Origin of the sequence: Corallococcus sp. CA049B (assembly GCF_003611685.1) — a bacterium.
GTDB classification, from domain to species: Bacteria; Myxococcota; Myxococcia; order Myxococcales; family Myxococcaceae; genus Corallococcus; species Corallococcus coralloides.
The window spans coordinates 38159-63790 of sequence record NZ_RAWC01000007.1; the positions used below are offsets into that span (position 1 = coordinate 38159).

20 protein-coding genes are annotated in these 25632 nt (G+C 68.9%); 10 read left to right on the top strand and 10 right to left on the bottom strand.

Translation table 11 applies throughout. The features are described 5' to 3' along the window. Nucleotides 1–10 precede the first annotated feature (10 nt). Nucleotides 11–1036 carry a methyltransferase gene (locus D7W82_RS02635; RefSeq protein ID WP_120616814.1) on the bottom strand — a complete coding sequence of 342 codons (1026 nt, stop codon included), beginning with the start codon at nt 1034–1036 and terminating at the stop codon, nt 11–13. Between the two features lie 115 nt (nt 1037–1151). Next, nucleotides 1152–1943: an endonuclease/exonuclease/phosphatase family protein gene (locus D7W82_RS02640; RefSeq protein ID WP_120616815.1), complete on the bottom strand. Its 792-nt coding sequence runs from the start codon at nt 1941–1943 to the stop codon at nt 1152–1154. 77 nt (nt 1944–2020) lie between these two features. Between D7W82_RS02640 and D7W82_RS02645 the strand changes: the two genes are divergently transcribed. Beyond that, nucleotides 2021–2923, top strand: coding sequence for a tyrosine recombinase XerC (locus D7W82_RS02645; RefSeq protein WP_120616816.1), 903 nt, complete (start codon nt 2021–2023; stop codon nt 2921–2923). An 85-nt stretch (nt 2924–3008) separates the two neighbouring features. Further along, on the top strand, nt 3009–5201 hold the full coding sequence (gene katG, locus D7W82_RS02650; protein ID WP_120616817.1) for a catalase/peroxidase HPI: 2193 nt from the start codon (nt 3009–3011) through the stop codon (nt 5199–5201). 69 nt (nt 5202–5270) lie between these two features. On the opposite strand, the gene D7W82_RS02655 is transcribed toward katG, so the two are convergent. Continuing rightward, entirely contained in the window at nt 5271–7091 is a 1821-nt protein-coding gene (locus tag D7W82_RS02655; protein WP_158617570.1) for an ATP-binding protein, read from the bottom strand. 249 nt (nt 7092–7340) lie between these two features. Between D7W82_RS02655 and D7W82_RS02660 the strand changes: the two genes are divergently transcribed. Both D7W82_RS02660 and D7W82_RS02665 read left to right on the top strand, forming a co-directional pair. After that, nucleotides 7341–7970 carry a hypothetical protein gene (locus D7W82_RS02660; RefSeq protein WP_120616819.1) on the top strand — a complete coding sequence of 210 codons (630 nt, stop codon included), beginning with the start codon at nt 7341–7343 and terminating at the stop codon, nt 7968–7970. A 151-nt stretch (nt 7971–8121) separates the two neighbouring features. Then, on the top strand, nt 8122–10521 hold the full coding sequence (locus D7W82_RS02665; protein ID WP_120616820.1) for a M20/M25/M40 family metallo-hydrolase: 2400 nt from the start codon (nt 8122–8124) through the stop codon (nt 10519–10521). Nucleotides 10522–10550: 29 nt separating this feature from the next. Here D7W82_RS02665 and D7W82_RS02670 read toward each other — a convergent pair whose 3' ends face one another. The 3 genes from D7W82_RS02670 to D7W82_RS02685 form a co-directional block, all read right to left on the bottom strand. Further along, nucleotides 10551–12077, bottom strand: coding sequence for an Ig-like domain-containing protein (locus tag D7W82_RS02670; RefSeq protein WP_120616821.1), 1527 nt, complete (start codon nt 12075–12077; stop codon nt 10551–10553). 404 nt (nt 12078–12481) lie between these two features. Then, on the bottom strand, nt 12482–13174 hold the full coding sequence (locus D7W82_RS02680; RefSeq protein WP_120616822.1) for a YafY family protein: 693 nt from the start codon (nt 13172–13174) through the stop codon (nt 12482–12484). 11 nt (nt 13175–13185) lie between these two features. Next, entirely contained in the window at nt 13186–14307 is a 1122-nt protein-coding gene (locus tag D7W82_RS02685; RefSeq protein WP_120616823.1) for an epoxide hydrolase family protein, read from the bottom strand. A 415-nt stretch (nt 14308–14722) separates the two neighbouring features. Here D7W82_RS02685 and D7W82_RS02695 point away from each other — a divergent pair, with 415 nt between their 5' ends. Then, the gene (locus D7W82_RS02695) at nt 14723–15037 is read left to right on the top strand and encodes a glutathione binding-like protein (RefSeq protein WP_233587251.1); all 315 of its coding nucleotides are present in this window, start codon (nt 14723–14725) and stop codon (nt 15035–15037) included. 81 nt (nt 15038–15118) lie between these two features. Here D7W82_RS02695 and D7W82_RS02700 read toward each other — a convergent pair whose 3' ends face one another. Then, complete coding sequence (locus tag D7W82_RS02700; RefSeq protein ID WP_120616825.1) at nt 15119–16399, bottom strand: hypothetical protein; 1281 nt, start codon at nt 16397–16399, stop codon at nt 15119–15121. 356 nt (nt 16400–16755) lie between these two features. On the opposite strand from D7W82_RS02700, the gene D7W82_RS02705 reads away from it, so the two are divergent. The 4 genes from D7W82_RS02705 to D7W82_RS02720 all read left to right on the top strand — a co-directional run bounded on the left by D7W82_RS02705 (nt 16756) and on the right by D7W82_RS02720 (nt 21375). Further along, nucleotides 16756–17523: an endonuclease/exonuclease/phosphatase family protein gene (locus tag D7W82_RS02705; protein WP_233587252.1), complete on the top strand. Its 768-nt coding sequence runs from the start codon at nt 16756–16758 to the stop codon at nt 17521–17523. Between the two features lie 14 nt (nt 17524–17537). Continuing rightward, entirely contained in the window at nt 17538–18191 is a 654-nt protein-coding gene (locus tag D7W82_RS02710; protein WP_233587253.1) for a hypothetical protein, read from the top strand. A gap of 144 nt (nt 18192–18335) precedes the next feature. Continuing rightward, nucleotides 18336–20807, top strand: coding sequence for a PQQ-dependent sugar dehydrogenase (locus D7W82_RS02715; protein WP_120616828.1), 2472 nt, complete (start codon nt 18336–18338; stop codon nt 20805–20807). Nucleotides 20808–20856: 49 nt separating this feature from the next. Continuing rightward, entirely contained in the window at nt 20857–21375 is a 519-nt protein-coding gene (locus tag D7W82_RS02720) for a GFA family protein (RefSeq protein ID WP_233587254.1), read from the top strand. A 29-nt stretch (nt 21376–21404) separates the two neighbouring features. Here D7W82_RS02720 and D7W82_RS02725 read toward each other — a convergent pair whose 3' ends face one another. Next, a complete protein-coding gene (locus tag D7W82_RS02725; protein ID WP_120616829.1) occupies nt 21405–22106 on the bottom strand; it encodes a DUF1361 domain-containing protein in 702 nt (233 codons plus the stop codon). A gap of 144 nt (nt 22107–22250) precedes the next feature. Continuing rightward, nucleotides 22251–23051, bottom strand: a complete 801-nt coding sequence (locus tag D7W82_RS02730) for a hypothetical protein (RefSeq protein ID WP_147439194.1) — start codon at nt 23049–23051, stop codon at nt 22251–22253. Nucleotides 23052–23213: 162 nt separating this feature from the next. Here D7W82_RS02730 and D7W82_RS02735 point away from each other — a divergent pair, with 162 nt between their 5' ends. Beyond that, nucleotides 23214–24680: a serine hydrolase gene (locus tag D7W82_RS02735; protein ID WP_158617571.1), complete on the top strand. Its 1467-nt coding sequence runs from the start codon at nt 23214–23216 to the stop codon at nt 24678–24680. 28 nt (nt 24681–24708) lie between these two features. On the opposite strand, the gene D7W82_RS02740 is transcribed toward D7W82_RS02735, so the two are convergent. Next, on the bottom strand, nt 24709–25632 hold the full coding sequence (locus D7W82_RS02740; RefSeq protein WP_120616832.1) for a hypothetical protein: 924 nt from the start codon (nt 25630–25632) through the stop codon (nt 24709–24711).

A 25632-nucleotide genomic window follows, 5' to 3' on the forward strand; every position in this document is an offset into this window, starting at 1 on the left:
TGGGTCGTAATCAGGCCTTCACCGTCTCGATGATGCTGGCCCCGCTCCGGGTGGGGATGATGCGCTCCACCTTCCAGGCGGTCGCGGCGAACAACGCCTGGAACTCGTCCCGGGTGCGCTCGCGTCCGTCTGTGAGCACCAGCATGTTGAGGTCCATCAGGTGCGTGGGGTCTGGGTTGCGGTTGTCCGGAATCACCATCTCCAGCACGAAGAGCCGTGCCCCGGCGGGCGCCGCCTCATGGATCCGGCGCAGGAGGGTGAGGGAGGCGTCATCCTCCCAGTCATGGAGGATGTGTTTGAGCAGATAGGCATCGGCCGCGGGGATGCCGGGCTCGAAGAAGCTCCCGGCCACCACGTCCACCCGGCTGGCCAGCCCCCGGGACTCCAGCATCGCCTTCGCGCCCTCGGCGACCTGGGGCAGGTCGAAGAGGATGCCCCGGCAGGAGGGATGGGCGCGCAGCACCTGCGAGAGCAGGTCGCCGTGGCTGCCTCCAATGTCCGCCACGCGGGCGAAGGGGGCGAAGTCGATGTGGTGCGTCAGTTCGCTGCCCACCAGGCCGGACAGGTTGCCCATGGCCCGGGCGAAGTGCTCCGCCTCGTCAGGGTTCCGGGCGAAGTGCTCCCAGATGTCGGAGCCCAGCGCGGCCTGCACGGGAGCCCTTCCGGTGCGAACCGCCTCGGAGAGGTGTCCCCAGGGCAACCAGTGGGACTTGTCGCTCTGCATGATGGCCACCGCCCGCAGCGAGCCCGGGACGTCCGAGCGCAGCCCTTCGCCCATCGGTGTCAGGGCAAAGGTCCGCTCGGAGGGGGACGCGAAGAGGCCAGCGGTGATGCCGCCGCGCATCAGCCGGAACAAGGCGCCCGGGTGGACGCCCAGCTCCGCCGCCAGCGAATCACTGTCGCGGGGGCCGCCCACGAGCAGGTCCGCGATCCCCAGACGGGCCACCGTGCCGACGACCTGGGTGATCCAATGGCCATTGATTGCCGCGAACAGCTGCTGCGTGGGAGACGGAGTCTCGCTGGGCATGATTTTCATGCCGCGAGCCTACTCGTTTGGTTTCACCGTTCCTGCCTGGATCGCCCTGCACACGAAACTGCTGGGTACGGACTGTCTCACTCACCTTGGCAGAGAGGGCATCCGCCGCGGCACCTCAGCGCAGCAGCCGCGCGGAGATGGGCAGGTGGTCGGAGGGCTCCTGCTCCGAGGGCAGGGGCGTCCGCTCGTCCAGCGCTGGCAAGGGGTCTGGCCGGGCTCGCAGCGCGGCGGAGTGGAAGAGGAAGTCGATGGTCTTGGGGATGCCGTTCGCGTTGCAGGTCGGCTGATGCCGCCCCGCGTAGGCGTCCCGCAGTCCGGCCGCTTCGAACGCCTGGACCAGCGGCTCTCCGGGTTGGGCGTTGAAGTCGCCGCACACGATCCACAGGGCCTCCGGATCCTCGCGGACCAGCTCGTCAATCAGCTCGGTGGCCTGCTGCATGCCCTGGTGCTGCTCCACCGGCCGGTCGGGCCGGTCCCAGCGCAGGTGTGTGCAGGCCACGCGAAGCCGCGCTCCGCCGACGTCGAAGTCCACGACCAGCGCCACATGCCCGGAGATGCGTCCGTCCTCCAGCCGGTCCCTGAAGGAGTGGGCACGGTGGCCCGGACTCCGCTCCAGGCGGTGCAACACCGCGCAGCCATCGGGGCGGCCTTGCCCCTTCTGGGCCATCACCCCCGTGTAGCCGTGCGGCTTCAGGCCCTCCTGGAGCGCGGCGAAGCTGTCGGGCTCCACCTCCTGGAGGCAGAGGATGTCCGCGTCCAGGCCCACGATTCGTTGAACCAACGGTGCGTGTCGGCTTCGCGGCCGGAGCAGGTCCGCGGGCGTGTGCGGGAACCACTCGGGCTTGACGTAGGCATCCGCCAGGATGTTGTAGGAGGCGATTCGCAGGTCCACCGTCATGCCGTCCATGCTGCCACGAGCGGCGGACGCTCGCGCTCGGACGTGAATCTTGCGAGGCTCCGTGAGCCCCCTAGGCTTCGCCGACCATGTCCACCCTGTCCCCGCTGCTGGAGCAGTTCAAGGTCCACCTCGAAGGTGAGAAGGGCGCGTCGCCGCACACGGTGCGCAACTACCTCATCGACCTGAAGGACTATGAGCGCTACCTGGTGGAGCGGATGAAGTTGTCGCTGCTCGCGGGCACGCACGCGGCCATCCGTGGCTACCTGGGCACGCTCGCGGTGGACCACGCGCCCACGAGCCGCGCGCGGCGGCTGGCGAGCATCAAGTCGTTCTACAAGTACCTGGTGCGGCAGAAGCTGCTGTCCGCCAGTCCGGCCAAGCTGGTGAAGAGCCCCAAGCTGCCGAAGTCGCTGCCCAAGGTGCTGCCGGTGGAGGAGGTGTTCGCCATCCTCGACATGCCGGACGTGGACACGGTGCTGGGGCTTCGCGACAAGGCCATCCTGGAGATGCTCTACGGCGGCGGCCTGCGCATCAGCGAGCTGTGCGGCCTGGACCTCTTGGGCGTGGACCGGAGCAGCCGCATCGTCCGGGTGATGGGCAAGGGCAGCAAGGAGCGGCTGGTGCCGCTCAACGTGAAGGCCATCCGCGCGCTGGAGGCGTACCTCGCGAGGCGCGGCGAGCTGCTGGCCGAGGTGCGAGAGGGGCAGGACCCGGACGCACTCTTCCTCAACTTCAAGGGCGGCCGGCTGACGGCCCGCAGCATCGCCCGGCACCTGGACGCGTACGTGCTGAAGCTGGCCCTGGCGCGCAAGGTGAGCCCGCACGCGATGCGCCACTCGTTCGCCACGCACCTGTTGGGCGGCGGCGCGGACATCCGCAGCATCCAGGAGCTGCTGGGTCACGCGAGCCTCTCCACCACCCAGAAGTACACCCACGTGACCTTCGAACAGTTGCAGGAAGTCTATGACTCCGCCCACCCGCGGGCGTGAGCGGTTGGGTTCGGTAGCAAACGGCCGCTGAACCCATCCGAACAACGGGAGTCCGGCGAACGCGACGCCGGCCTACGGTTCCGGCATGACCGACGAACTGAAGTGCCCCGTCGCGCACGGCCCCAGCCGTGCGCGCACGAACGCGCAGTGGTGGCCGGACCAGCTCAACCTCGCGATGCTGCACCAGCATTCCTCGCTGTCGGATCCGATGGTCGAGGACTTCAACTACGCGGCGGAATTCCAGACGCTCGACCTCAACGCGGTGGTGAAGGACCTGCACGCGTTGATGACCGACTCGCAGGACTGGTGGCCGGCGGATTACGGCCACTACGGACCGTTCTTCATCCGCATGGCGTGGCACGCGGCGGGCACCTACCGCATCTTCGACGGCCGTGGCGGTGCGCGCTCGGGTGACCAGCGCTTCGCGCCCCTCAACAGCTGGCCGGACAACGGCAACCTCGACAAGGCGCGCCGCCTGCTGTGGCCCATCAAGCAGAAGTACGGCCGCAAGCTGTCGTGGGCGGACCTGATGATCCTCACGGGCAACGTGGCGCTGGACTCCATGGGCCTCAAGACGTTTGGCTTTGGCGGCGGCCGGGAGGACATCTGGGAGCCGCATTCCATTGACTGGGGTCCGGAGTCCACCTGGCTGGGCGACGAGCGCTACAGCGGCGAGCGTGAGCTCGCGCACCCGCTGGCGGCCGTGCAGATGGGCCTCATCTACGTCAATCCGGAGGGCCCGAACGGCAAGCCGGATCCGGTGGGCTCCGCGCGTGACATCCGGGACACGTTCGCGCGCATGGCGATGAACGACGAGGAGACCGTCGCGCTCGTCGCCGGGGGGCACACCTTCGGCAAGTGCCACGGCGCGGGCCCGGTGCACCACGTTGGCGCGGAGCCGGAGGGCGCGAACGTCGAGGAGCTCGGGTTGGGCTGGAAGAGCACCTACGAGAGCGGCATCGGCGAGCACGCCACCACCAGCGGCCTGGAGGGCGCGTGGACGCCCACGCCGACGAAGTGGGACATGACCTACTTCGAGACGCTGTTCGGCTACGAGTGGGAGCTGACCCAGAGCCCGGCCGGCGCGCAGCAGTGGAAGCCCGTGGGCAACAGCGGTGCCGGCACCGTGCCGGACGCGCACGTGCCCGGCAAGCGCCACGCGCCGATGATGACCACCGCCGACCTGGCGCTGCGCTTCGACCCCGTCTACGAGCGCATCTCCCGCGACTACATGGCCCACCCGGCGAAGTTCGCCGACGCCTTCGCGCGCGCCTGGTTCAAGCTGACCCATCGCGACATGGGACCCAGGTCGCGCTACCTGGGCCCGCTGGTGCCGAAGGAGGAACTGCTCTGGCAGGACCCGATTCCGGCCGTCGACCATCCGCTGATCGACGCCGCGGACATCGACGCGCTCAAGGCCGAGCTGCTCGGCTCCGGCCTTTCCATCCAACAGCTGGTCAAGACGGCCTGGGCTTCGGCGACGACGTTCCGGGGAAGCGACATGCGCGGCGGTGCGAACGGCGCGCGCATCCGCCTGGAGCCGCAGAAGGACTGGGAGGCCAACGAGCCCGCCGAGCTCGCGAAGGTGCTCGCCAGGCTCGAAGCCCTCCAGCGGAAGTTCAACGGCGCGCAGCGCGGCGGCAAGCGCGTGTCACTGGCGGACCTGATTGTTCTGGGCGGCACCGCGGCCGTCGAGGCCGCCGCGCGCGACGCCGGCCACAAGGTGACCGTGTCCTTCACGCCGGGCCGCATGGACGCCTCGCAGGAGCAGACGGACGTCGAATCGTTCCTGGTGCTCGAGCCGGCGGCGGACGGCTTCCGCAACTACGTCCGGGCGGGGGCCGAAGCGACGACCGCCGCCGCGCTCATCGATCGCGCGAGTCTGCTCACGCTCACCGCGCCGGAGATGACGGCATTGGTGGGCGGCCTGCGCGCGCTGGACGCCAACCACGGCCACACGCAGCACGGCGTGTTCACGAAGCGTCCGGGCAAGCTGACGCCGGACTTCTTCGTGAACCTGCTCGACATGCGCACCGCGTGGAAGCGCACGGAGAAGGCGCCGAACCTGTTCGAAGGCCGCGACCGCGCCACGGGTGAGCTGCGCTGGACGGCGACCATCGCCGACCTCGTCTTCGGCTCGAGTTCGCAGCTGCGCGCGCTGGCGGAGGTCTACGCGGCCCACGACGGCGAAGCGCACTTCGTGCAGGACTTCATCGCCGCGTGGACCAAGGTGATGAACCTGGACCGCTTCGACCTGCCAGGGAAGAAGACAATCTGAGCGGTAGGTGATGCCTTGAAGAGATTCAGGGCCCGGAACCTTTTGATTCCGGGCCCTGGCTCTGAGGAATCAGTTTGAGGCCGCCGGGCGCGTGGCGAGCTTGTCCTTCAGAAGGGTGACAATCTCCTGGAAGGAGGCCGGATGGTGCTGGAGAAGCCACTCGGTGAGCGCCACGGAGTGCTGCACCTTATTGTATTCGAGCTTCGCCTCGGACAGCTCGGAAAACAGGTCCGACAGCAGCTTGGGTGCATCGACGTCGGCCATGAAGTCCCGGGTCTTGGCTCTGATGTAATACTTGTCGTCTTGCGAGTGCGCGTCGAGCCATGCCTGGACTCGGGCTGGATCGATAGGCTGGTCCGCGAAGGCGGGGGACGTGTTCATGACCGCCGCCAGCGCATTCGCATACAGGAGGTAGTTCTCGTAGGTGCGCCGCCCGAGGAATGCGACCTTGTTCTGGCTCTGGCGAATGAGGTTTATGCGGGAACTCTCGGGCCTGAGCTCGCGGTCAAAGATGAAGGCCACGGCAGGGGGCAGAAGCACCTGGCCTTCGGTCAATCGTTCGTAGATGCGGAATGCCGAGCGTGCATCCTGGGCGTCGAAGTCTCCGGTATGGAGGACTCCATTGATTTTGAGGCCAGGAGTCGGGCCCAACAGCTTTTCCATGATGATGGGAAAGCAGATCTCCTCGGTCTTGCCCTCGACCCACAGGACGCAGTCCGCGCCGAAGACATCGGAGAGCTTGCTGCCGACTTCGAGGAGCAGCATGCGTAGCTGGTTGGCTTCCTTGGCGTCGATTTGTTCGACAGTCGTGACGCTGGCCTGCTTCCGCAAGACATGGATCGTGGACGCCGCACTGGCCGCGATGAGCTCGGACGAGTGAGTGGACACGATGTACTGGTGCTGGGGGTGTTCTCGGAGGATTTCGACGAGTGCACGGACGGCACCCGGGTGCAGGAAGCTGTTCGGCTCATCAATGACGATGGTCCTGGGGGAGTCCGCAGTCACCAGGACATAGAGCATTGCGAGCACTTGTCCGATGCCAGTGCCACACTCGGAGAGAGGGACCGCAAGGTCTTCCCGCTCCTGTTCGGGAGGCTCGTTCCAGACCAGGATTTCAACGAACTTTCCATCCTGTACTGGCCGCACGGTCACATGTTCGACTTGAGGGAGTACTCGTCGGACGAGCTGGTTGTAGCGTTGGAATCTGGAGGGATTGCCCTGTAGGACCCCAAGGACTTCGGGCAAGTTGCTTGCGTCGGAAGCAAGCTGGCGTTTTGCACCCACAGGCGCCCTGCCGATATTCAGTCTCTCCGCCTTGAAAACATAGAGCCGAGACACGTAGCTCTGCCCCAAGACATTTCCGAGATACAGGCTACTGTCGTTGTCAATCCGAACTTGATGTCCACTGATAGGTTCGTCGTCAATCAGAGTCCATCCGAATGTGGAGTGGTCCGAAGGATATAGTCCAAGAGCGCGGTCACCTATAGTCGTTAGGGAGCCGCCCGGTTTGCGCTGAAATGTAATCTCAATCTGGGCTTGAGCATCGAGGAGTTCGGCAATGCCTCTTGCGCTCAGATCGCATAGGTGGGGGTGGGGGGTCGGCATGTAGAATGTGTTCGCCGGGTTTGCCATGAATGATTGTATTTCATTGTGGCTCACGGTAATTGTGAATTTGGCGATGGATTTTTTTGAGATCTGGTGAGTGGGGGTGGGAACTGTTTTCGAGCTTCGATGTGGCTTGTCCCCAAACTGGAGCGCCAGTCCTTCGATAAGTGCTGTCTTTCCCGCGTTGTTCTTGCCGATGATGATGTTGAAGCCATGGCCGAAGACAATAGGGGGATGTTCTAGAAAGCTCTTGTAGTTTTGCAGCTGGAAGCTGGTGAGCAGCATGTCGTAAGCCCGTCGTGGTCTGTGCATCCATAGAGCCCGCTCGGAGCGAACGGGGGGAGGTACATCAGTAACGCACGAAGGCGCCCGATGCGAGGTACTCACTCCAGTGGTGAATCGAAATTTTTCCCATCTGGACAGTCCTAGGCACGACCGACACCGGCCTCATGGGCGTCATCCATGTCGCAGGGAGGTTGGGGCGCCGCTGTCCAGCCAATCGGAGGTCGAGCGCGAAATGCGCCTGAAGAACGAATGAGGGTCCCGCTCAGCATCGCACGGGTTCTGGTGACGCTGCCGCTCCTCGGCTGTCTGGAGAAGGCGCCGAAGGAAGTCGTGCGTCACCAAGCGCCGGCTCAGGTGAAGGACGCTCATCCGATGGCGCCGAAGGACGACACCTGTGCCTCAACGCGGACCTCCCTCGCGCTCGCGGAGCAGGCTCGAGAGGCGCTGGGGCAGGACATGTTGGGCGCGGAGATCGCTCCCGTGCTGCCGACGCAGTGGCCCCCGAAGGGGGGCGGACTCGAATACTTCGTCTACCGGAGCGAGCCGCTTCCGACCGGGATCGTGAAATCCGAGATTCGTGGCCCCACCGAGCGGATTCATTTCGCCACGCCCGGTGCGAAACCTCTTGTGGAGTCCCTCGGAAATGCGGCGGTGCTCGGGGTCGAAGAGACGGCCATGCGCGAGTCGTTGAATCCCCCCCAGAACCACGTCGAGCGAGCGGAGCAGGCCCTGCTGGACGTGGTCGCCGGTTGCCGTTCCCTCGATGAGGCCCGGAGCGACCTGGAAGGCTACCTCGAATGGGTGGAGCAGAATCCACTTCAGGGCCGGGACCTGGAGCGGCGCGGTGACACGCTGTTCTCGTGGCTGCGGCGGCGCTGAACACTGGAGCACAAGGCAGGGGCGTGACGTCGGCGTGTCCGTCGGATTCCGGGTGACGTAGAGTGCCCGCGCGATGGACACCCCCTTCGACGGGGACTCCGCGAACCCCCCGCGGCCCCCGGATGGGTGGGCACGCCTGAAGGACTGAAACATGAGCGACACCGCCCCGACCGCGGGCCTGGACCGGAGTGCCTCCCCTCGCGCGTCGTCGGTTGCACGCGGGGTGACCGCGTTGCTCGGCCTGGGCGTGATCCTGCTGGTGCTGCGCGGTAGCTCCCTGCCGGCGCCGGTGCCCGCCTCCGCGCCCGGGGAGCGGTTCTCCGCCGAACGAGCCCGGGAGCACCTGCGCTTCATTGGCGCCGAACCCCACGCCCTCGGAACGCCCAGGCACGCGGAGGTGCGCGACTACCTGCAAGCGCGCCTGCGTGACGTGGGCGCGGAGGTCCAGGTCCAACGCGAGCCCGTCTTCGCGCCCGCACAGGGCATCCCCCGGCCCGCCGCGAACGTGGAGAACGTCGTGGGCCGGCTTCGCGCGAAGGACGGCGCGAAGGGCACGACCGTGATGCTGGTGGCCCACTACGACTCCGTGCCCACGGGGCCGGGCGCGTCCGACAACGGCGCCGCCGTCGCGTCCATCCTGGAGGTGGCGCGCGCGCTCCAGCAGGGGCCGGCGCTCGCGGGGGACGTGCTGTTCCTGTTCACGGACGCGGAGGAGCAGCACCTGCTGGGCAGCACGGCCTTCGTGGCCTCCCACCCCTGGGCCCGCGAGTCCGGCGTGGTCCTCAACGTGGACGCGCGCGGCAACGCGGGGCCGCTCCTGATGTTCGAGGTCTCCCCCGGCGGCGGCTGGCTCGTGCGCAGGCTCGCCGAGGAGGCCCCGGACGTCGGGGCCGGTTCGCTCTTCACGGCCGTGTATCAGCGGATGAAGAACGCCACGGACTTCACGGCGCTGCGGCAGGGCGGCTGGCAGGGGCTGAACTTCGCCAACGTGGAGGGCACGCAGGCCTACCACTCGCGCAAGGAGACCGTGGACGCCGTCTCCGACGGGCTCCTCCAGCAGCAGGGCGACACGCTGCTCGCGCTCACCCGGCGCATCTCCCGCGAGGCGTCCGTGCCGGAGGGCGAGGAGCTCATCTACTTCAACGCAGGCCCGCTGCGCGTCCACTACCCCCGGTCCTGGGCCGCCCCGCTGGCGGCCCTCTGGGGCGGCCTGTTCGTGTTCGCCATCTTCCGGGCGCGCCAGCGCAAGCAGCTGCGCCTGTGGGCCGTGCTGCGGGAGTCGGTGGTGCTGCTGGTCGTGGGCTTCCTGGCCAGCAGCCTCGCGCGGCTCGCGTGGCCGCTGCTGAAGGCCCTCCAGCCCGGCTTCCGTGCCCTCAGCCGCTCGGAGACGCAGGACAACGCGCGCTTCATCCTCGCGGTGGTGCTGTGGGTGATGGCGGCGATGGGCGTCGGGCTGTACCTCCGCCGGCGCGCGCCGGTGATGGAGCTGGCGGCGGGCGGCTGCGTGCCCTGGGCGGTCATCTGCATCGCGGTGAGCATCGTGTTGCCGGGCGCGAGCGCGCTGTTCCTCTGGCCCTTCGCGGGCATGGTCCTGCTGCTCCTGTGGCTGGGAGGCCGGGGGACGGAGCCGCTCCCCCGATGGCACGTGCCGATGTGGGGACTGGCGGCGCTGCCGCTCCTGCTGTTGCTGCCCTCCGTGCTGGCCACCTTCTTCACGGTGCTGCCGCTGGAGCGGGCCGCGGTGCCCTCCGACCTGCTGATGCTCGGCATCTGCCTGCTCGCGCCCGGCTGGCTGTGGTTGGCGGGCCGGGGGCTGCCGTGGGCGTCGGGCGGGGCCGCGCTGCTCGGCCTGGGCCTGCTGGTGTCGCTCGCCGTCGGTCAGCGCTTCGACGCGCGAAACCCGCGCCCCACGGGCCTGCTGTACCTGGTGGACGCGGACGCGAGGACGGCGCGCTGGGTGTCGTCGGATCCCGTGCTCAACGACTGGACGCGCGCGTACCTGGGCGGCGACCCGAAGCGGGAGGCCGTGGACGCGCTGCCGGAGGTGAAGGGGCCGTTCTGGAACTCGCCGGCACCGGCGCCCGGGGAGGACATGCGGGGGCCCGCGGTCGAGACGCGGCTGGAGGCAGGGGCGGGCGGGCACCGGAAGGTGTCGCTCCACATCACCCCGTCCCGTCCGGACGTGGCCTTCGTGGACGTGCAGGTGCTGCCAGGGGACGCGGTGGTGTCGGCACGGCTCGCGGGCCAGCAGGCCCCGGGCGACACGCTGCGGACCCGCAACGCGGCCCAGGGCGTGCTGTTTCGCTACTGGGTGCCGTCCTCCGGGGGCTTCGACCTGGAGCTGGAGCTGACGGCCGGCGGCAGCCCCACCGTGAGGGTGGGCGAGCACACCTACGCGGTGCCTGCGTCGGTGACGCAGGGGCTTCCTGCTCGCCCGGAGGACAGCATGCCCGTGCCCTTCGGTGAGGGCCTGGACGAGGGCACGCGAGTGACGCGGACGCTGCGGCTGGATGCCGCGGCGACGCAGGTCTCTCCCGGCCCCACGCCCTGACGGCCCTGGAACAATCCTGCTCCCTCAGCTCAAGGCACCGTCACCGTCACCGCGTTGCTGCGGCGGCTGTTGCCCGCGCGGTCGGAGGCAATGGCAACAATCGTGTGCGTGCCCGACTTGCCCGTGGTGTCCCACGTCCGGGTGAACGGGTTGCCGGCCCCGATGAAGTAGGTCGCCACGCCGTCGATCTCGAAGATGACCTGGAGCAGCGCCTGGCTGTCGCTCGCGTTGGCGCTCAGCGTGACATTGCCGCTGACCACCGCCCCGTTGGCGGGCGACGTGAGGACGGACGTGGGCAGCTGATTGTCGACGATGAGGCTGCGGGTGCTCATCTGGACGTTGCCCGCGTTGTCCGTGGCGCGGAGCGCCAGCGAGTAGGAGCGGTTGCCCAGCACCCGCGTGTCCCAGGTGAAGTTGTAGGTGAAGCCGGAGTGGCCGGGCGCCGTGGCCTTGACGACCCCTTCCTGCATGAACTCCGTCTGCGCCACACCCGAGAGGCTCTGGTCCGTCACCGACCAGCCCACGGTGACGATGCCGCGCACGTAGTACTGGCTCGTGGGGTTGTACTGGGGAACCCCCAGATTCACCACCGGCGCGAAGTTGTCCACCAGCACCGTCACGGCGCTGGACGTCGTCGAGTTACCGGCCGCGTCGAAGGCCTGTGCCGTCAGCGTGTGGTTGCCGGAGGTCGCGCCCGTGGTGTTCCAGTTCACGCTGAAGGGCGCGGCGATGGAGGAGCCGATGAGGGTCGCGCCGTCGTAGAAGTCCACCTGCGTGACGCCCTCGTCATCGGAGGCGTTCGCCGTGACCACGTACGTGCCACGCAGGAAGCTGGCCGGGGCCGGTGAGCTGATCTCCACGGTGGGCGGCGTGGTGTCATCCAGCAGCAGGGCGCGCGCCTGGGTGCGCGGGTCCGGCGAAGCTGCGGCGGCCCGCCCCTGGCCCGGCGAGGCCGTGATGCGCTCGGTGAGCGCCTGGAGCTCCACCTTGAACGCCTCGGAGCCCGGCGTCCGCGAGGCCAGGTCCTGCCAGCGCTGCGTCCACTCCCGGGCCTCCGCCGGAGTCCGCGCCGCCAGGGCGTAGCTCAGCGTGACGGTGAGGCCCAGCGGATGGCCGCTCGCGTCCACGCCGCCGAAGACGAAGCGGCCCTCGCCGGCGCTGCCGCGCGCGACGTCGAGCGCTGCCGGCTGATGGACGATGGACTCCAGCCGCAGCGGCGCCTTCGCCAGGTCCAGCGAACCGTCCGCCAGCGTCGGCCACGTCTCGAGCAGCCGCGCGACGAGCGACTGCGTGGGGGCGTCCTGCCCCGCCCACCGCGGCAGGTTGTCGCGTACGAAGGCGGAGGGCGCCACCGGGCCGCTCATCGTGGTCACCAGCCGGTGGAAGCTCCACGCCGTGCTCGCCGGGTCGTTCAGCACCGCCGCGTCCTGGATGACGACCTGGGACGGGGGGTTCTCCTGCGGAGCGGGGAGCTCGCCACAACCCGCGGAAAGCCATGCACCTGCACCGACCAGCGCGATGGCGACGCGACGGAACCTTCTCGAAAGCATGCTCATTTGGGGGTGTTCCTTTCGGAGCGCGGCGCCTGCGAAGAGGCGGCACCGGCAAGGACGCAATATCAGACTCCGCCAGGCTTCAGGGAGAGCTAGCGTTTAAGCGTTCCCGGGTATTCAAGGACTCCCCACGGCGCCCGTGGCAAAGGCGAGCAAGGTCTTCCCCGCCTTCTTCAAGAGGTCAATCATAGACACCTCTCGGAATGGGGTGACTCCGCCGCGGACGGCCACGGCACGCTATCCCACCGCCAGTCCCCGGGGCACCGTGGGCTCGAGCGCGGCGTGGAGGCGGAGCGCGGCGTCTCCCACCTCCTTCCTCCAGGCCATCCGCCAGGGGCGCCGCAAGGGCCCGGACGCGAGCCGCTTCACGACGAGGTCCCCCTTGCCCAGGTGCGGAGGAGTTGCACTCAGTCGGGATACAGGCGTTCCCATTCTTCCCGCCATTCCCGCGCCAGCACGGACCGCTGGCGGCCGTAGCGGGCCTCGGTCGCCGAGGCTGCGGTGATGCGGTCGACGCGGAAATGGCGGAAGGCCTGGCGCAAGCAGCACCAGGCGGCGACGATCTGTTTTCCCTCGTGAAACGCGAGTTGCACCGGCCAAATGTCGCGCTGGCTCGGCTGGCCCTTCCCGTCGGTATACACGATGAGGAGCGCCTTCTCTTCGCGAATGGCCCCGCGCACGAGGCCGAGCACCGGGACGGGCGCAGACCCACCGCGCGTCAGGATGGGCCAGAGCCCGGTGTCCTTCATTCGGTCGCGCAGATCGTCGGGCGAGGCGGTGGCGATCTTGCCCAGCACATTGCGCGCCGCCCCGGCAAGGCCGGCATCCGGCTGGGCCTCGACCCAGCGGGAGCCGAGCACCAGCGCCTCAAGTTCCTCGGCCGTGAACATCAGCGGCGGCAGGAAGAAGCCCGGCTTCAGCATATAGCCCACGCCCGCTTCGCCAACGATGGGCGCGCCAAGACCGATGAGCGTCCGCATGTCGCGATAGAGCGTGCGCACGGAAACACCCTGTTCCTCGGCCAGAGCCGCTGCGGTGACGGGGCGGCGGTGCCGGCGAAGTACGTCCATGACTGCGAAGAGGCGTTCGGTCTTGTCCATGCGCGCGCGGCTCACCTTATGGTGTCATAGAAAGCCCGGATATCGGCCGCGTAGTGCTCCGGAGCCTCGAGTGCCGCGAAGTGACCGGCCTGCCGCGCCTCGGTCCAGTGGACAAGGTTCTGCAAGTGCCGTTCGCCCCAGGCGCGTGGCGCGGGATTGTCGACGTCGGCGGGTACCAGCACGCCATGCTTCACGTCGTGGCGGGGCATCGGCAGCAGCAGTTCCTGATCGGCGAAGGCCTCTTTGTACAGCCGAACCGATGACCCAATCGTCTGGGTGAACCAGTAGACCGAGAGCAGGGTGCAGAGGTCGTCGAGCGAATAGACCGACTCGAGGCGGCCGTCCTGCAGCCGGCTCACGCTGTGAAACTTCTCGATGATCCACGATGCCAGGCCGGCAGGTGAGTCGTTGAGGCCGACGGCGAGCGTCTGCGGCTTGGTTGCGTGAAGCATGATGTAGGCGCCCTCCGTAAAGGACCACAGATCGACGCGCCGGAAGTAGTCCACTTCTTCGGGCGTCGGCGCCTCCGGCCGCGGGTATCCCGAAAAGACGTTGAGGTAGTGCGCACCCATGAGACGGCCGGGATGGTTGCGGACCAGGCTGAAGCAGACCCCGGAGCCCAAGTCCGAGCACGAAACGAGGAACTTCTCGTAGCCCAGCCGGGTCATCAGCTCGGCCCAGAGATGACCCATGCGACTCATGTTCATGCCCTTCTTCGTCGGCCGGCCCGAGAAGCCGAAGCCCTGCAGCGAGGGAATGATGACGTCAAACGACACCCCGTTTCGCTCGGCGGTGAGCAGCGGAATGAGCGGCAGGAACTCGACGAGGTTCGATGGCCAGCCATTGGCAAGGACGATGGGAATGCGGGTTTCGCCCTGACCCGGCGCTTGAACGAAATGAACCCGCTCGCCATCGATCTCCTCGATGAATTGCGGAATCGCGTTGAGGCGCTGCTCGGCGGTGCGCCAGTCGAACCGCTCCGCCCAGTGGGTGACCAATTGCCTGAGCAGCTCGGCATCGGTGCCATCGTCCCAGCCGACGCCTTCGACCGTTGCGGGGAAGCGAGTTGCCTTCAGCCGCGACCGAAGGTCGGCGAGCTCGGAATCGGAAATGGCAATGGTGAAGGGGCTCATCGTGCGTCTCCTTGGTTTGTGCATCCCAAGGTTGTGCCCGAGGTGTGCTGACAGGGCGTGTCAGCAGTGTTCGGTCACGCGCTCGCCCAACCAGGCATGAGAGTCCCCAGGGTGACGCTCAAGGATCTCGCCGACCCCGCGCGCGCCTCGCTCACTCGCAGCGACGTAATGCCGAGTGTGGCTTGGAAGTATTCATGACGCTGGGTCGTCGCGGCTCGCAGTCCTACGGCACGATTTTCCAGCCGACTCGCCGGTTGACGACGTCACGAAGGGCGCGCTCGTCCTCGGGCGTAGGCTTCCACTTGTACCGCTGGGCCTGGAACCGGGAGGTGGCATCCACAACCGTCTGCGGCTCCGTGGGCGCCTCGTTGCGTAGAGCCTCGGTCCTTTCAACAACAGCCTCGTAGACCCGCGCGTGCTGCACCAGCCTACCTGCGTTCGCAGGAAGGGCGCCAAGGCCTATGCCCTGGAGAGGGGGACCGCCCGGCTCGCCTACCTGGAGAAGCACCTCACCGGACGCGAGTTCCTGCTGGAGCGCTTCAGCGTCGCGGACGCGTACCTGGTGACGGTGCTCGGCTGGAGCGTGGCGACGCCCATCGATTTGAAGCAGTGGCCCGCGCTCAGCGCCTACTTCGCGCGCCTGCAGAAGCGGCCTGGCGTCGCGAAGGCCTTCGCGGAGGAGCGGGCGCTCTACATGGCCCAGCTCGAGAAGCGCAAGACGAGCCCGTGACGGCGGACAGCAACTCCCTCCACCTCCTCCTGAAGCGATGGAGGAGGGGAGGGAGCCTTCAGCCTTCGGAGTGGGTGTCCGTCAGGCCAGCGGCTGGGTGCCGCCGCCGACGCCGTTCTTCAGCTCCTTGCGCACCGCCTCGGCGACGCGCTCGCGGACCATGCTCGCCATGCGCTCGCGGAGGTCCTCGCCCACGCGCTCGCGGATGGCGGACACGAGGTTCTCCGTGTCGACCGGGCCGGGGCCCTGCGCGGCGTAGCCGCCGATGTGCTGCTCCCCGTACCCGCCCCGCATCGTGTGGCCCATGGCGCCCATCGACTCGCGGAGGGCGTCACCCAGCCGGTCGCGCAGCGCCTCCTGCAGGTGCTCGCGCAGGTTGCTGGACAGCCGCTCGTGGAGCGCGTCGACCAGGCGCCCGCGGAGCGCCTCGGCGATGCGCTCGGGGTCCATCATCCCCACGCCCTGGGGCTGGAAGCCCATCACGCCCTGGGTGCGCTCGGTCATCCGGGCGCGCAGCTCGTCGCCCAGGCGCTCGCGCAGGGCGTCGCGCACGCGCTCACGCAGGCCGGTCTGGACGCGCTCGCGGATGCTGTCCGCGACGCGGTCGCGCAGGGTGTCCGCGAGCCGCTCCGGGTCGATCTGCCCCATCTGCATCCGGCGCTCGGACAGCGCGGAGCGCAGCATGTCCGTCAGCCGCTCCTTCAGCGCCTCGCGGATGCGCTCGCGCACGACGGTGTTGATGCGCTCGGACACGTTGTCGGCGAGCCGGGTGCGGAGGGTGTCCGCGATGCGCTCGGGGTCCATCCCGAAGCCCTCCATGCCCATCCTCCGCTCCATCATCGCGGAGCGCAGCGCCTCGCCCAGCCGCTCGCGCATGGCGTCGCGAACGCGCTCGCGCACCACGTTGCCCAGCCGGTCGCGCAGGACGTCCTCCAGCCTGATGCGCACGCGCTCGGCGATGCGCTGCGGGTCGAAGTTCCCGTGCCCCTGCTGCATGCTCATCCAGTTCTCCGCCAGGGCGGAGCGCAGCGCCTCGCCCAGCCGCTCGCGGAGCACCTCGCGGGCGCGCTCGTGCACGCCGCTCACGATGCGCTCATGGATGACGTCGGTGAGGCGGTGGTGGATGGCCTCCGCGATCTGCTCCGTGTCGAACGGCATCCCGACCCCTTCCCCCTGCGGCATGTTGACCATGCGCTCACGCACCGCACCGCGAATCGCGTCGCTGACGCGCTCGCGGATCTCCGCGCCGATCCGCTCCTCCAGACCGGACACGACGCGCTCGTGCACGGCGTCGACGATCCGAGCCTTCAGGGCTTCGGCGAACATCTGCTGCCCCTGCATGGAGAACTGTTCCTGGTTCATTCAGCTGCCTCGTGGGTACCGCGGGTAGTACGGCGAGCGCGGAAGGTTCCGGCCCGCCGCGCGAGGCGAATGGATAGGTCCGGTGGACCGGCGCGAATACAGGGCCCGGGTCTTGCGCGAGAGTTGGCGCGGACATTCCAGGCCGTGCTCGCGGGAGGGGCAGGCGTGCGCATCAGCCAATGGTGAACTGTATGCCCCCCCGAGCATGCAGGCATGGGCCTCATCCCCGTGGAAGTCTTGGGGGTTGCGCGGCGTTCGTTGCCGGAATGAGTCAGTCCTTGCGGTGTGAAAAAGCACGCCCGGCCGTCTGGCTGGGGGCGCTCCTGATACTCGGGCTCCTGACCGGGTGCCCCATCATGGCGAGCTATTCCGATGCGGAGGGGCCTCGCTACAGCGGGGACTACCGGCCCGTGCAGCCCACCGCCGTGGAGCCCCCCTCCTCGGTCACCGTGGTGACGTACAACCTCGCGTTCGCCGAGCAGGTCACCGAGGCGGTCGCGTCCCTGTCCAGCCCGCCGCTCTCCAACGCGGACGTCATCGCGATGCAGGAGATGGACGCTCCTTCCGTGGAGCGAATCGCCCGGGAGCTGGGGATGTCCTACGTCTACTACCCCGCCTCCGTGGCCAAGGACGGGGATGACTTCGGGAACGCGGTGCTGAGCCGGTGGCCCATCACCGCGGACCAGAAGATCAACCTCCCCCACGACGACCCGTATCACCAGCAACACCGCATCGGGGTGGCCGCGACGGTGGACATCCAGGGGACCCCGTTCCAGGTGGTCTCCGTGCACGGCGCGACCCCCATCGTCGGGCTGGGCGCGCGGCTGGATCAGGCGGAGACCGTCATCCAGGCGATTGAAGGCGCGGCGCCGTCGCAGGTCATCGCCGGTGACTTCAACACCTCCGACCCGGGGAGCCTGACGCAGACCGTGAAGCTCTTCTCGCGGTGGGGCTTCCAGTGGGCCTCCGAAGGGGTGGGGGACACCGTGGACTCCGTCATCGGCGGCCTGCCGCTGGACTCCGTCTTCGCCCGGGGGCTCACTCCGGTGGAGCGCGGCGTGGACAAGCGCCCCTCCGGGAGCGACCACCAGCCGGTCTGGGTGCGCTTCGCATGGCCGCGATGACGCCGAGGCCTCTCATGCGAGCCCTGTGGATGGGGGCGCTGCTCCTGGGTGCTCCCGGCTGTCTGAGCGGCGCGCGGAACCTGGGCGCGGCGACGACCCCGGTGGGGACGACCGAGGTGGGCGTCTCCGTGAACGCGATTGCCTTCGAGCGCGGCCGGGAGCGGGCCTATCTGCCCAACCCCGAACTCACCTTCCGCAAGGGGGCCGGCGAGAACTGGGACTGGGGCGGCCGCCTCACCTTGCTGGGCCTGGAGCTCGGGACCCGGCATCGGCTGATGGAGCGCTCACCCTGGACCGTGTCGGTCGCCCCGAGCGCGGGTGTCTGGTACGTGCCCGTCACCAACAACTCCACGGAGCCCGTCAACTTCCGCCTGGGAGCCCAGACGCTGGTCGACTATCGGCTCAATGGACGGTGGACGCTGACCGGGGGCGCCTCGCTGATGGGGGCCTTCGCGGGACCGCTCACCGTCTTCCAGGGCCGGCTCGCCGGCTCGCACCTGATGGTCGCGCCGGGCGGTTCGCTGGGCGTGGCGTACCGGCTCAATCCCTCGCTCGAGCTGCGGGCGGAGGGCGGCATCGAGCTCCCGTTCGACGTGAGGGACGGCCGCCGTCAGCCGACCGGTTACGCCGGACTGACGCTCCGCTGGGGACGCACCTCCCGGCGCTGACGTGGAGGCCGCGCGGCCTCGGCCCTCTTCGGCTGGGAGGTCGCGCGCAAGGTGACAGCGGTCCATGGCCCCGGGGCGAGTGGCTGGAGGGAGCGGAGGCACCAGCTTGCGCCCACTCTTTGCGCACCCGTTGGAGGGGGCCCCATGTCCTTGCCGCGCCGCTGGCCGGATCCATTCGCCATCTGTCTTTGTCTCGGGCTGGGCTGGGTGTTGCTGGCGGGGGCCAGGGCTCCGGAGCCCGCCTCGCGGGCCCTGCCGGGGGGCTTCACGTCCGAGCTCGTGGTGGGCGGCCTGCACTACCCCACGACGTTCGCGCACCTGCCGGATGGGCGCATCCTCGTCGCGGAGAAGGCGGGAGTGGTCCGGCTGGTCAAGGACGGCGTCCTGTTGCCCACGCCCTTCCTCGACCTCAGCGCGAGGGTGAACAGCCACCATGACCGGGGCCTGCTGGGGCTCGCGGTGGACCCCGCCTTCGAGCAGAACGGCTACGTCTACCTGCTCTACACCTACGACGACGACGCCACGGACGACGACGGGCCCAAGACGTCGCGCCTGGCGCGCTACACGGCGGTAGGGGACACGGCCTCGCCCGCCAGCGAGTCGGTGCTGCTGGGCACCGTGGTGGCCGGCTCCTGCAAGGACCATCCTCCCGGCTCCGACTGCCTCCCCTCGGACAGCGCCTCGCACTCCGTGGGCAACGTCCGGTTCGCGCCGGATGGCACCCTCTTCGTGTCGCTGGGGGACGGGGCCCGCTTCGACGCGGTGGATGACGACGCGCTGCGGGCGCAGGACCTGGACTCGCTGGCGGGCAAGGTGCTGCGCGTGACGCGCTCTGGCGAAGGCGTGCCGTCCAATCCGTTCTGGACTGGGAATGGCCAGGCCAACCGCTCGAAGGTGTGGGCGCTGGGGCTGCGCAATCCGTACCGCTTCAACCTGCGGCCGGGCACCGCCACGCCCTACGTGGGCGACGTCGGCTGGAACGAGCACGAGGAGATCAACGTCGCGACCCCGGGCGCGAACTTCGGCTGGCCCTGCTACGAGGGCCCGGGGCGCCAGCGCGGCTATGAGCCCAAGGCCGTGTGCCAGGCGCTGTATGCCCGGGGGCCGGGCGCGGTGCGGCCGCCGCTGTACTCCTGGACGCATGCCGAGGGCCAGACGGCCACGGGCGGCGCCTTCATCCAGGACCCGGCCTTCCCGGAGCAGTGGCGGGGCGCCTACTTCTTCGCGGACTACCCCCAGCAATGGATCCGCGCGCTGCGGGTGGATGCCAATGATCAGCTCGTGCCGGACAGCGTCGCGCTCTTCTCCACGGAGGCGGGCGGCGTCGTCGACCTGAGCAGCGGACCGGGCTCCCAGCTCTACGTCGTGGACATCCTCGCGGGAGAGCTGCGCCGCATCCGCTACCCGGCCACCAACACGCCGCCGGTCGCGGTGGCCTCGGCGACGCCGCGCGAAGGCGGGCCGCCCCTGCGGGTGTTCTTCTCCAGCGCCGGCTCCCGCGACATGGACGGCGACGCGCTCCAGTACGTGTGGGACTTCGGTGACGGCAACTCCGTGTCGGGCGTGGCGAACCCGGAGCACCTGTACGAGGTGGCCGGCCTCTACGTGGCCCGGCTGACCGTCAGCGACGGGCATGGCGGCAGCCACACGGCCTCCGTGCGCATCTCCGTGGGGAACCTGTCGCCGGTGGTGTCCATCCACTCGCCGTCGGAGGCGTTCCGCTTCAAGGTGGGAGACGTGGTGACGTTCGCGGGCTCGGCGAGCGACGCGGAGGATGGCGCCATCCCCGCCGGCCGGATGGCGTGGACGCTCACCCTGGTGCACTGCACGCCGGGCGCGTGCCATTCCCATCCCTACGCCGAGGGCCAGGGCCCCAGCGGCTCCTTCACCGTCCCGGACCATGGCGACGACATCCGCTTCGCGCTGACGCTGACCGCGACGGACTCCGCGGGGCTGACGGGCAGCCGGATGGTGACGCTGCTGCCCCAGAAGGTGCAGGTGACGCTGGAGACGTCACCTCCCGGGCTGGAGTTGGTGTTCGACGGGACTGCCAGCCCCTCACCGCTGGTGCGCTCCGTGGTCGCGGGCTCCTCGCACGCGCTCTTCGCGCCGTCACCCCAGGGGCCCTACGGCTTCGTCAGCTGGTCCGACGGCGGGCCCGCGGAGCACACCCTCCAGGTGGGCACGGAGGACGTGGGCGCCACGGCCTTCTTCGAACCCGTCGCGCCCGCGGAGTGCCCGGCGGGGCAGTACCGCGCGGAGTACTTCACCAACCGGGAGCTGGCGGGCGTCCCGGTGGTGGTGCGCTGCGAGGCGGCACCGCTCATGAACAACTGGGGGGCGGGCAACCCCGTGGAGGGCGTGGGCGCGGAGGACTTCTCCGTGCGCTGGACGGGGCGGTTCTACTTCGCGACGAGCCTGTACTTCTTCCTGGCCCAGGCGGATGACGGCATCCGGGTCTTCGTGGATGGCAGCCGCATCATCAACGGCTGGAAGGACCAATCCTCCACCAGCTACATGCAGGCCCGCTGGATGCGCGCCGGTGAGCACTCCGTCGTCGTCGAGTACTACGAGCACGGCGGTGACGCAGTGGCCGGGCTCAGGTGGTTCCGGTAGGCCGGCGAAAGCGCTCGTGATTGCGCCTCCGCCGGAATAGAGGAGGCGCATGCCCGAGAAGAACGACGTCATCCGGACCGCCACCTGCGCCTGTGGCCAGGTGGAGCTCGAGGGGCGGGGCCCGCCCATCATCCACGTCGAGTGCTTCTGCGACGACTGCCAGGAGGGGGGCCGCCGGATCGAGGCCCTTCCCAACGCGCCGTCGCCTCGCGGCCCCCTGGGCGGCACGGACTTCCTCCTCTACCGGAAGGATCGCCTCCGGGTCTCCCGGGGGGAGTCGCTCCTGTCGGGCTTCAAGCTCAAGGACGCTTCAGAGACGAGGCGGCTCGTCGCCACGTGCTGCAACTCGGGGATGTTCATGGACATGGGCTCGGGGCCGCATTGGTACTCGGTCTACCGGAACCGGTTCCCCGGCGAGGTGCCTCCGTTGGAGCTGCGCACCTGCACCCGGTACAGGCCCGCGGGCGTGGAGCTCCCCAACGATGTTCCGAACCACTCGAGCTTCCTGTCGGTCAGGTTCATGACGAAGCTCTTCCTCGCGTGGATCCCCATGCTGCTGAAGCGCTGAGCAGCTTGAGGAAGCCCGGGGCCTCCTCGTCAGCGCTCCAGCGGGACGCGCTGGCGGCCCAGGCGGGCGAGGAGCGCCTCATAGCCGGCGTAGGACAGCGGCAGGAGCAGGGCGAAGAAGAGGGTGAGCGAGGGCAGGGCGGGATGGGCCAGGGGATCCCTCACGTGTGAGGCCATGGCGCGCAAGAGGCGGCCCGGCTCCGAGAGCACGTCCCAGCTGTTCCAGCGCTCCACGCGGCCCAGGTAGATGCCATAGCCACACAGGCCGGACGTGATGGCGACGAAGGCCCACGCCGCCGTGCGGCCCCAGCGCTCCTCCAGCCACCGCTTCCAGATGTCCAGGGACAGCAGGCCCAGCAGCCACCCGGTGGCGGCGAACAGGGCCAGGAGCGCGGCGTCGAACCAGAGCGGAACCACGGGCCGCTGCTTCAGGTGGATGAAGTCGGTGACTAGATAGGGCGCGTTGGGGAACAGCGCGAGCCAGCCGAGCGCCAGCGGGGCCAGCAGCCACGGACGGCCCAGGCCTCGCACCATGAGCCCGCGTGCGACGAGGGCCAGGGTGTACGGCGCCCAGGCCAGGAACAGGTTCCATGACAGGAAGGCGAAGCTGGCGCGCTCGCTCCAGTCGAGCCGCAGGGCCAGCAGGTCCACCGCGAGGATGCTGCACAGGAGCGCGGGCAGCAGTCCGTGGCGGCTCGGGATGGAGGCGAAGGGGGAGTGCGGTCGGGACATGGTGGCGTGTGGCGACACAGCCGCGCACCGTGGCGCAGTTGCCACGGTGCAACGGCTCCGGGAAGGGCGTGGAGACCCGGAGCGCCGTCAATGGAGCCCTCGGGCCTGCCCTTGAGCAATGCGCGGGCCAAGGGCCCCCGGTGCTCAACAGTCGAGGTCGTACGTCTTGACGTCATCGTTCGGCGCGACGACCTTGACGGTGTTGGTGCCGTCGAACGTCGCGGTGAACGTCCCCTCGCTCGTGTTCACCTGCACCATCCCCGCCGTGGGGCACTGGTGGTCGCAGCGCTGGTAGCCGGACACGGTCGTCGTCGAGCTGAGGTTGCCCTTCGTGGCCTGTGACGTGCTGTCCACGGTGATGCACCCGCTGCCCGCCGTCCAGGTGACCGTGCTCTGGGACGTTCGCGAATCGAAGCGATTCGGCGAGAAGCTGTTGGAGGTGACGTTCACCTTGCGCTGGTCGCCGTCAGGTGGGGCGCCGGCGATCTGCAGGGAGAGGTTGTACGGCTCTCCGTTGATGGTGAGCTCACTGGAGGTGGCCGTGGCGGCGAGCTGCCCCTGGTTGTCGGAGAGCACCACCTCCACGTTGCCGGAGATCTGCGTGAGCGAGACCTCCGCCGTGCAGTCGTTGAAGGTGTAGTTCACCGTCGCGCCCGTCGCGGTCGCGGTGGCGCAGCCGGAGGGCGTGAAGGCGGTGGAGGCATTCGCCGCGAGCTGGGCCGCCGCCGTGGCGGGGTCGACGGTGGCCATGGCCTGCACGTTGCCGATGGCGTAGTACCAATAGCCGTAGACAGGGTCGACCCAGGCATAGCTCCAGGCCGCGTCATACGCCCCGTAGTACGGATCGTAATAGACGCCGTCGTAGTAGTACGGATCGTAGGTGCTGGTGCAGCCCATGCCCGCGCCCAACGACAGGAACAACAACGCCGCTTTCATCCGTTTCATCCGCCGCCCCCTTGCGTGCGTTCTTCTGACCGGGGCCAAGGTGGGACCCGGTGGTGGGCGGGTGTACTGACCCGCGGACCGGCACGACTGCGAGGTACCGGTCCGCTGGCTCACCTGATGGGGCCTGGCCCCGTGTACTCTCGCAGTGAAATGGAGAGCACCGTGGCCAATCCCAATCCCATCCTCCGCGTCCTGACCCTCGCGAATCAGACCCTCTTCGTGACCGGCTTCGAGGGGTTCGCCTCGGGGGAGTGCCTCATCCCCGCGGGGACCCGGATCCTCCCCGGCGAGAAGACGTATGCGGATGTCGCGCGGCTGGAGCTGACCCCGGCGGAGCCGCGCCAGACCCTGGTCTATCTGGGGCTGACGCGCGCGAGCCGGGACTTCACCTGTTACATGCGCACGGACGGCAAGAGTCCCCAGCTCCTCTTCGGGCTCTACCAGGGAGCCGGCACCGCACCCTCGCCCCTGGATGATGCATACGGTTACGCCAAACCGTTCACCGACGGGCTGCGGGAAGACATCTGGCAATACCAGTTGAGCAAGCTGCCGCCGTTCCCGGCGGCCCATGCCCGGCTCCAGCCGCTCGTGGAGGGCGCTGCGTTCGCGGGTGATGTCTTCCAGCTCAAGTACCAGCTCCCCAAGCTGGTGATGGGCGCCATCGTCCGGGGCTCCGATGGCTCCTTCGCGAGCGCGGTCCTGGGCTGGGCTGGTAGGGATTGCCTGGAGCCGGATGCACGGACGCTCGTGCCGCTCGGCTCCATCACCAAGGCCTTCACGGGACACCTGCTCGCCAGGATGGTCGCGAAGGGGGAGGCCCGCTTCACGACCCAGGTCGCCCAGAATCCGGCCATCCGCCTCATCGACCTCGTCACGCACACGAGCGGCCTGCCCCGTGAAGTCTCACCGAACATCGGGCTCGAAGCGCCGGCGCCGGAGGAGCTGCCGTCCGTGCTGTTTCCGCCGGGAACGGGGGCGCTCTATTCGAACGTCGGCTTCAACGCCCTGTCCCGGGCGCTGGTCGCACAGTGCAACCCGTCCCGGGCCGCGTCCTTCTACGAGCTGTTGAAGCAGGAGGTGCTGGCTCCGCTCCAGCTCGAACACACCTCGTACAACGCGCCGCCGTGGAAGCTCGGGTGCACCGACGACCGCACCCAGAACCTGTTCGGCGGCTACCAGCCTGACGGCAAGCCGTGGCCCATGGCGGACGGCAACGGCCAGCCGACCCACGACTCCACGCCTCGGGGCGCCAGCGGCCTGTACTCGACGCCGGGGGACCTGCTCCGGTGGCTCCAGTGGCACCTGGAGGCCGGTGGAACCGACACGGAGGCGCGGTTGTTGAACCACGCAACCTACGTACAGCGTGACGGGCTGCACCCCGTCCTCGGCCTCGACGAGTCCGGCCACATGGATGCGATGGGGCTGGGCTGGGTCGTGATGATGCCTGGCGGCGACCGGCCGTTCATCCTCCAGAAGGCCGGGGCCACGAGCGGCGTGTTCAACTACCTGGCGTTCTCACCTGTTCGCGGGGTCGGGTTCTTCATGAGCGTCGACCGGTTCGACGTCGGCGCGGCGACGGAGATGCCGGGGATGATCAACGACCTCATCGCCAGCGCCGCGCCGCGCTGAGCGTGGCGCTCGGGAGGGACGGCGGTGCTCAGGGGCTCCAGCGAGCCCGGCGCACCAGCCAGGAGCTGCCGCCGCGCCCATCCCGCACCACGGCCCAGAACGTCACCTCCTGGGACAGCGCGCCCTCCGCCGGCTCCCACTCCACGCGGTGGCGCCCCTGCTGGCCTCCGAAGTCCGCGCCGCCCGTCTCCGACAGGTTGAACTCTCCGAGCGTGGTGTACCAGGCGATCTCCCACGCCTCCTTGAGGTTCACGGCCTGCAGGCGCAGGCCCGGGACCACGTAGGCCTCCTCCCGGTCCGACACGTCCTCGGACGTCATCACGAAGGGCCCGGGGCCGCTCAGCTCCAGGGGCTCACCCTCCGGCCAGGGCACGTCGTCCACCCGCAGGCCCGGAAGCACGGGCTGCACGTTGGCCGTCATGCCCTCCACCACGGGGCACCAGAAGACCATCAGCTTCTGCGCGTAGACCTCTTCATCGCCCGCCGACACCCTCAGGACGAGCGGCATGCGGATGCCTCCCAGCCCCTTGTAGGCGTCCTCCGCCAGCACGCGCTCCAGGAGGAGCTTGTCCTGTGACACCCGGGCCGCGCCGGGACGGATGGGGAGCGTCAGCTCGCCCGCGGTCGTGGTGCCCTCCGCGAGCAGGGCGCGGTCCGCCTCGTTCGCGCAGGTGCGGTCGTCCTGCGCCGCGCAGGCCCACAGCTGGTACTGGATGGGGCGTCCCTCGCCGGCGGGATCCACCAGCAGCGCGCGGTACGTCACCTCCGCCGCCAGCTCGTCGAAGGCCTCCGGCGTCTGTTCGCAGGTGGAGGCGATGAGCTCCGGCTGCTCCGTGGACACGCCGAGCACGCGCAGGTCGTGCACGCTCGACGGCTTGTCCTCGGGTTCGACGCAGGCGAGCGCCGTCAGCGCCAGCAGCAGCAGACTTCCGGTGTTGAGCAGGGCTCTCAT

What these genes read in the sequence shown, in the direction of transcription:
- D7W82_RS02635 (WP_120616814.1), bottom strand. Translation starts at nt 1,036, where the DNA reads ATGAAAATCATGCCCAGCGAGACTCCGTCTCCCACGCAGCAGCTGTTC.
- D7W82_RS02640 (WP_120616815.1), bottom strand. Translation starts at nt 1,943, where the DNA reads ATGGACGGCATGACGGTGGACCTGCGAATCGCCTCCTACAACATCCTG.
- D7W82_RS02645 (WP_120616816.1), top strand. Translation starts at nt 2,021, where the DNA reads ATGTCCACCCTGTCCCCGCTGCTGGAGCAGTTCAAGGTCCACCTCGAA.
- katG (WP_120616817.1), top strand. Translation starts at nt 3,009, where the DNA reads ATGACCGACGAACTGAAGTGCCCCGTCGCGCACGGCCCCAGCCGTGCG.
- D7W82_RS02655 (WP_158617570.1), bottom strand. Translation starts at nt 7,091, where the DNA reads ATGCTGCTCACCAGCTTCCAGCTGCAAAACTACAAGAGCTTTCTAGAA.
- D7W82_RS02660 (WP_120616819.1), top strand. Translation starts at nt 7,341, where the DNA reads ATGAGGGTCCCGCTCAGCATCGCACGGGTTCTGGTGACGCTGCCGCTC.
- D7W82_RS02665 (WP_120616820.1), top strand. Translation starts at nt 8,122, where the DNA reads ATGAGCGACACCGCCCCGACCGCGGGCCTGGACCGGAGTGCCTCCCCT.
- D7W82_RS02670 (WP_120616821.1), bottom strand. Translation starts at nt 12,077, where the DNA reads ATGAGCATGCTTTCGAGAAGGTTCCGTCGCGTCGCCATCGCGCTGGTC.
- D7W82_RS02680 (WP_120616822.1), bottom strand. Translation starts at nt 13,174, where the DNA reads ATGGACAAGACCGAACGCCTCTTCGCAGTCATGGACGTACTTCGCCGG.
- D7W82_RS02685 (WP_120616823.1), bottom strand. Translation starts at nt 14,307, where the DNA reads ATGAGCCCCTTCACCATTGCCATTTCCGATTCCGAGCTCGCCGACCTT.
- D7W82_RS02700 (WP_120616825.1), bottom strand. Translation starts at nt 16,399, where the DNA reads ATGAACCAGGAACAGTTCTCCATGCAGGGGCAGCAGATGTTCGCCGAA.
- D7W82_RS02705 (WP_233587252.1), top strand. Translation starts at nt 16,756, where the DNA reads ATGGCGAGCTATTCCGATGCGGAGGGGCCTCGCTACAGCGGGGACTAC.
- D7W82_RS02710 (WP_233587253.1), top strand. Translation starts at nt 17,538, where the DNA reads ATGCGAGCCCTGTGGATGGGGGCGCTGCTCCTGGGTGCTCCCGGCTGT.
- D7W82_RS02715 (WP_120616828.1), top strand. Translation starts at nt 18,336, where the DNA reads ATGTCCTTGCCGCGCCGCTGGCCGGATCCATTCGCCATCTGTCTTTGT.
- D7W82_RS02720 (WP_233587254.1), top strand. Translation starts at nt 20,857, where the DNA reads ATGCCCGAGAAGAACGACGTCATCCGGACCGCCACCTGCGCCTGTGGC.
- D7W82_RS02725 (WP_120616829.1), bottom strand. Translation starts at nt 22,106, where the DNA reads ATGTCCCGACCGCACTCCCCCTTCGCCTCCATCCCGAGCCGCCACGGA.
- D7W82_RS02730 (WP_147439194.1), bottom strand. Translation starts at nt 23,051, where the DNA reads ATGAAACGGATGAAAGCGGCGTTGTTGTTCCTGTCGTTGGGCGCGGGC.
- D7W82_RS02740 (WP_120616832.1), bottom strand. Translation starts at nt 25,632, where the DNA reads ATGAGAGCCCTGCTCAACACCGGAAGTCTGCTGCTGCTGGCGCTGACG.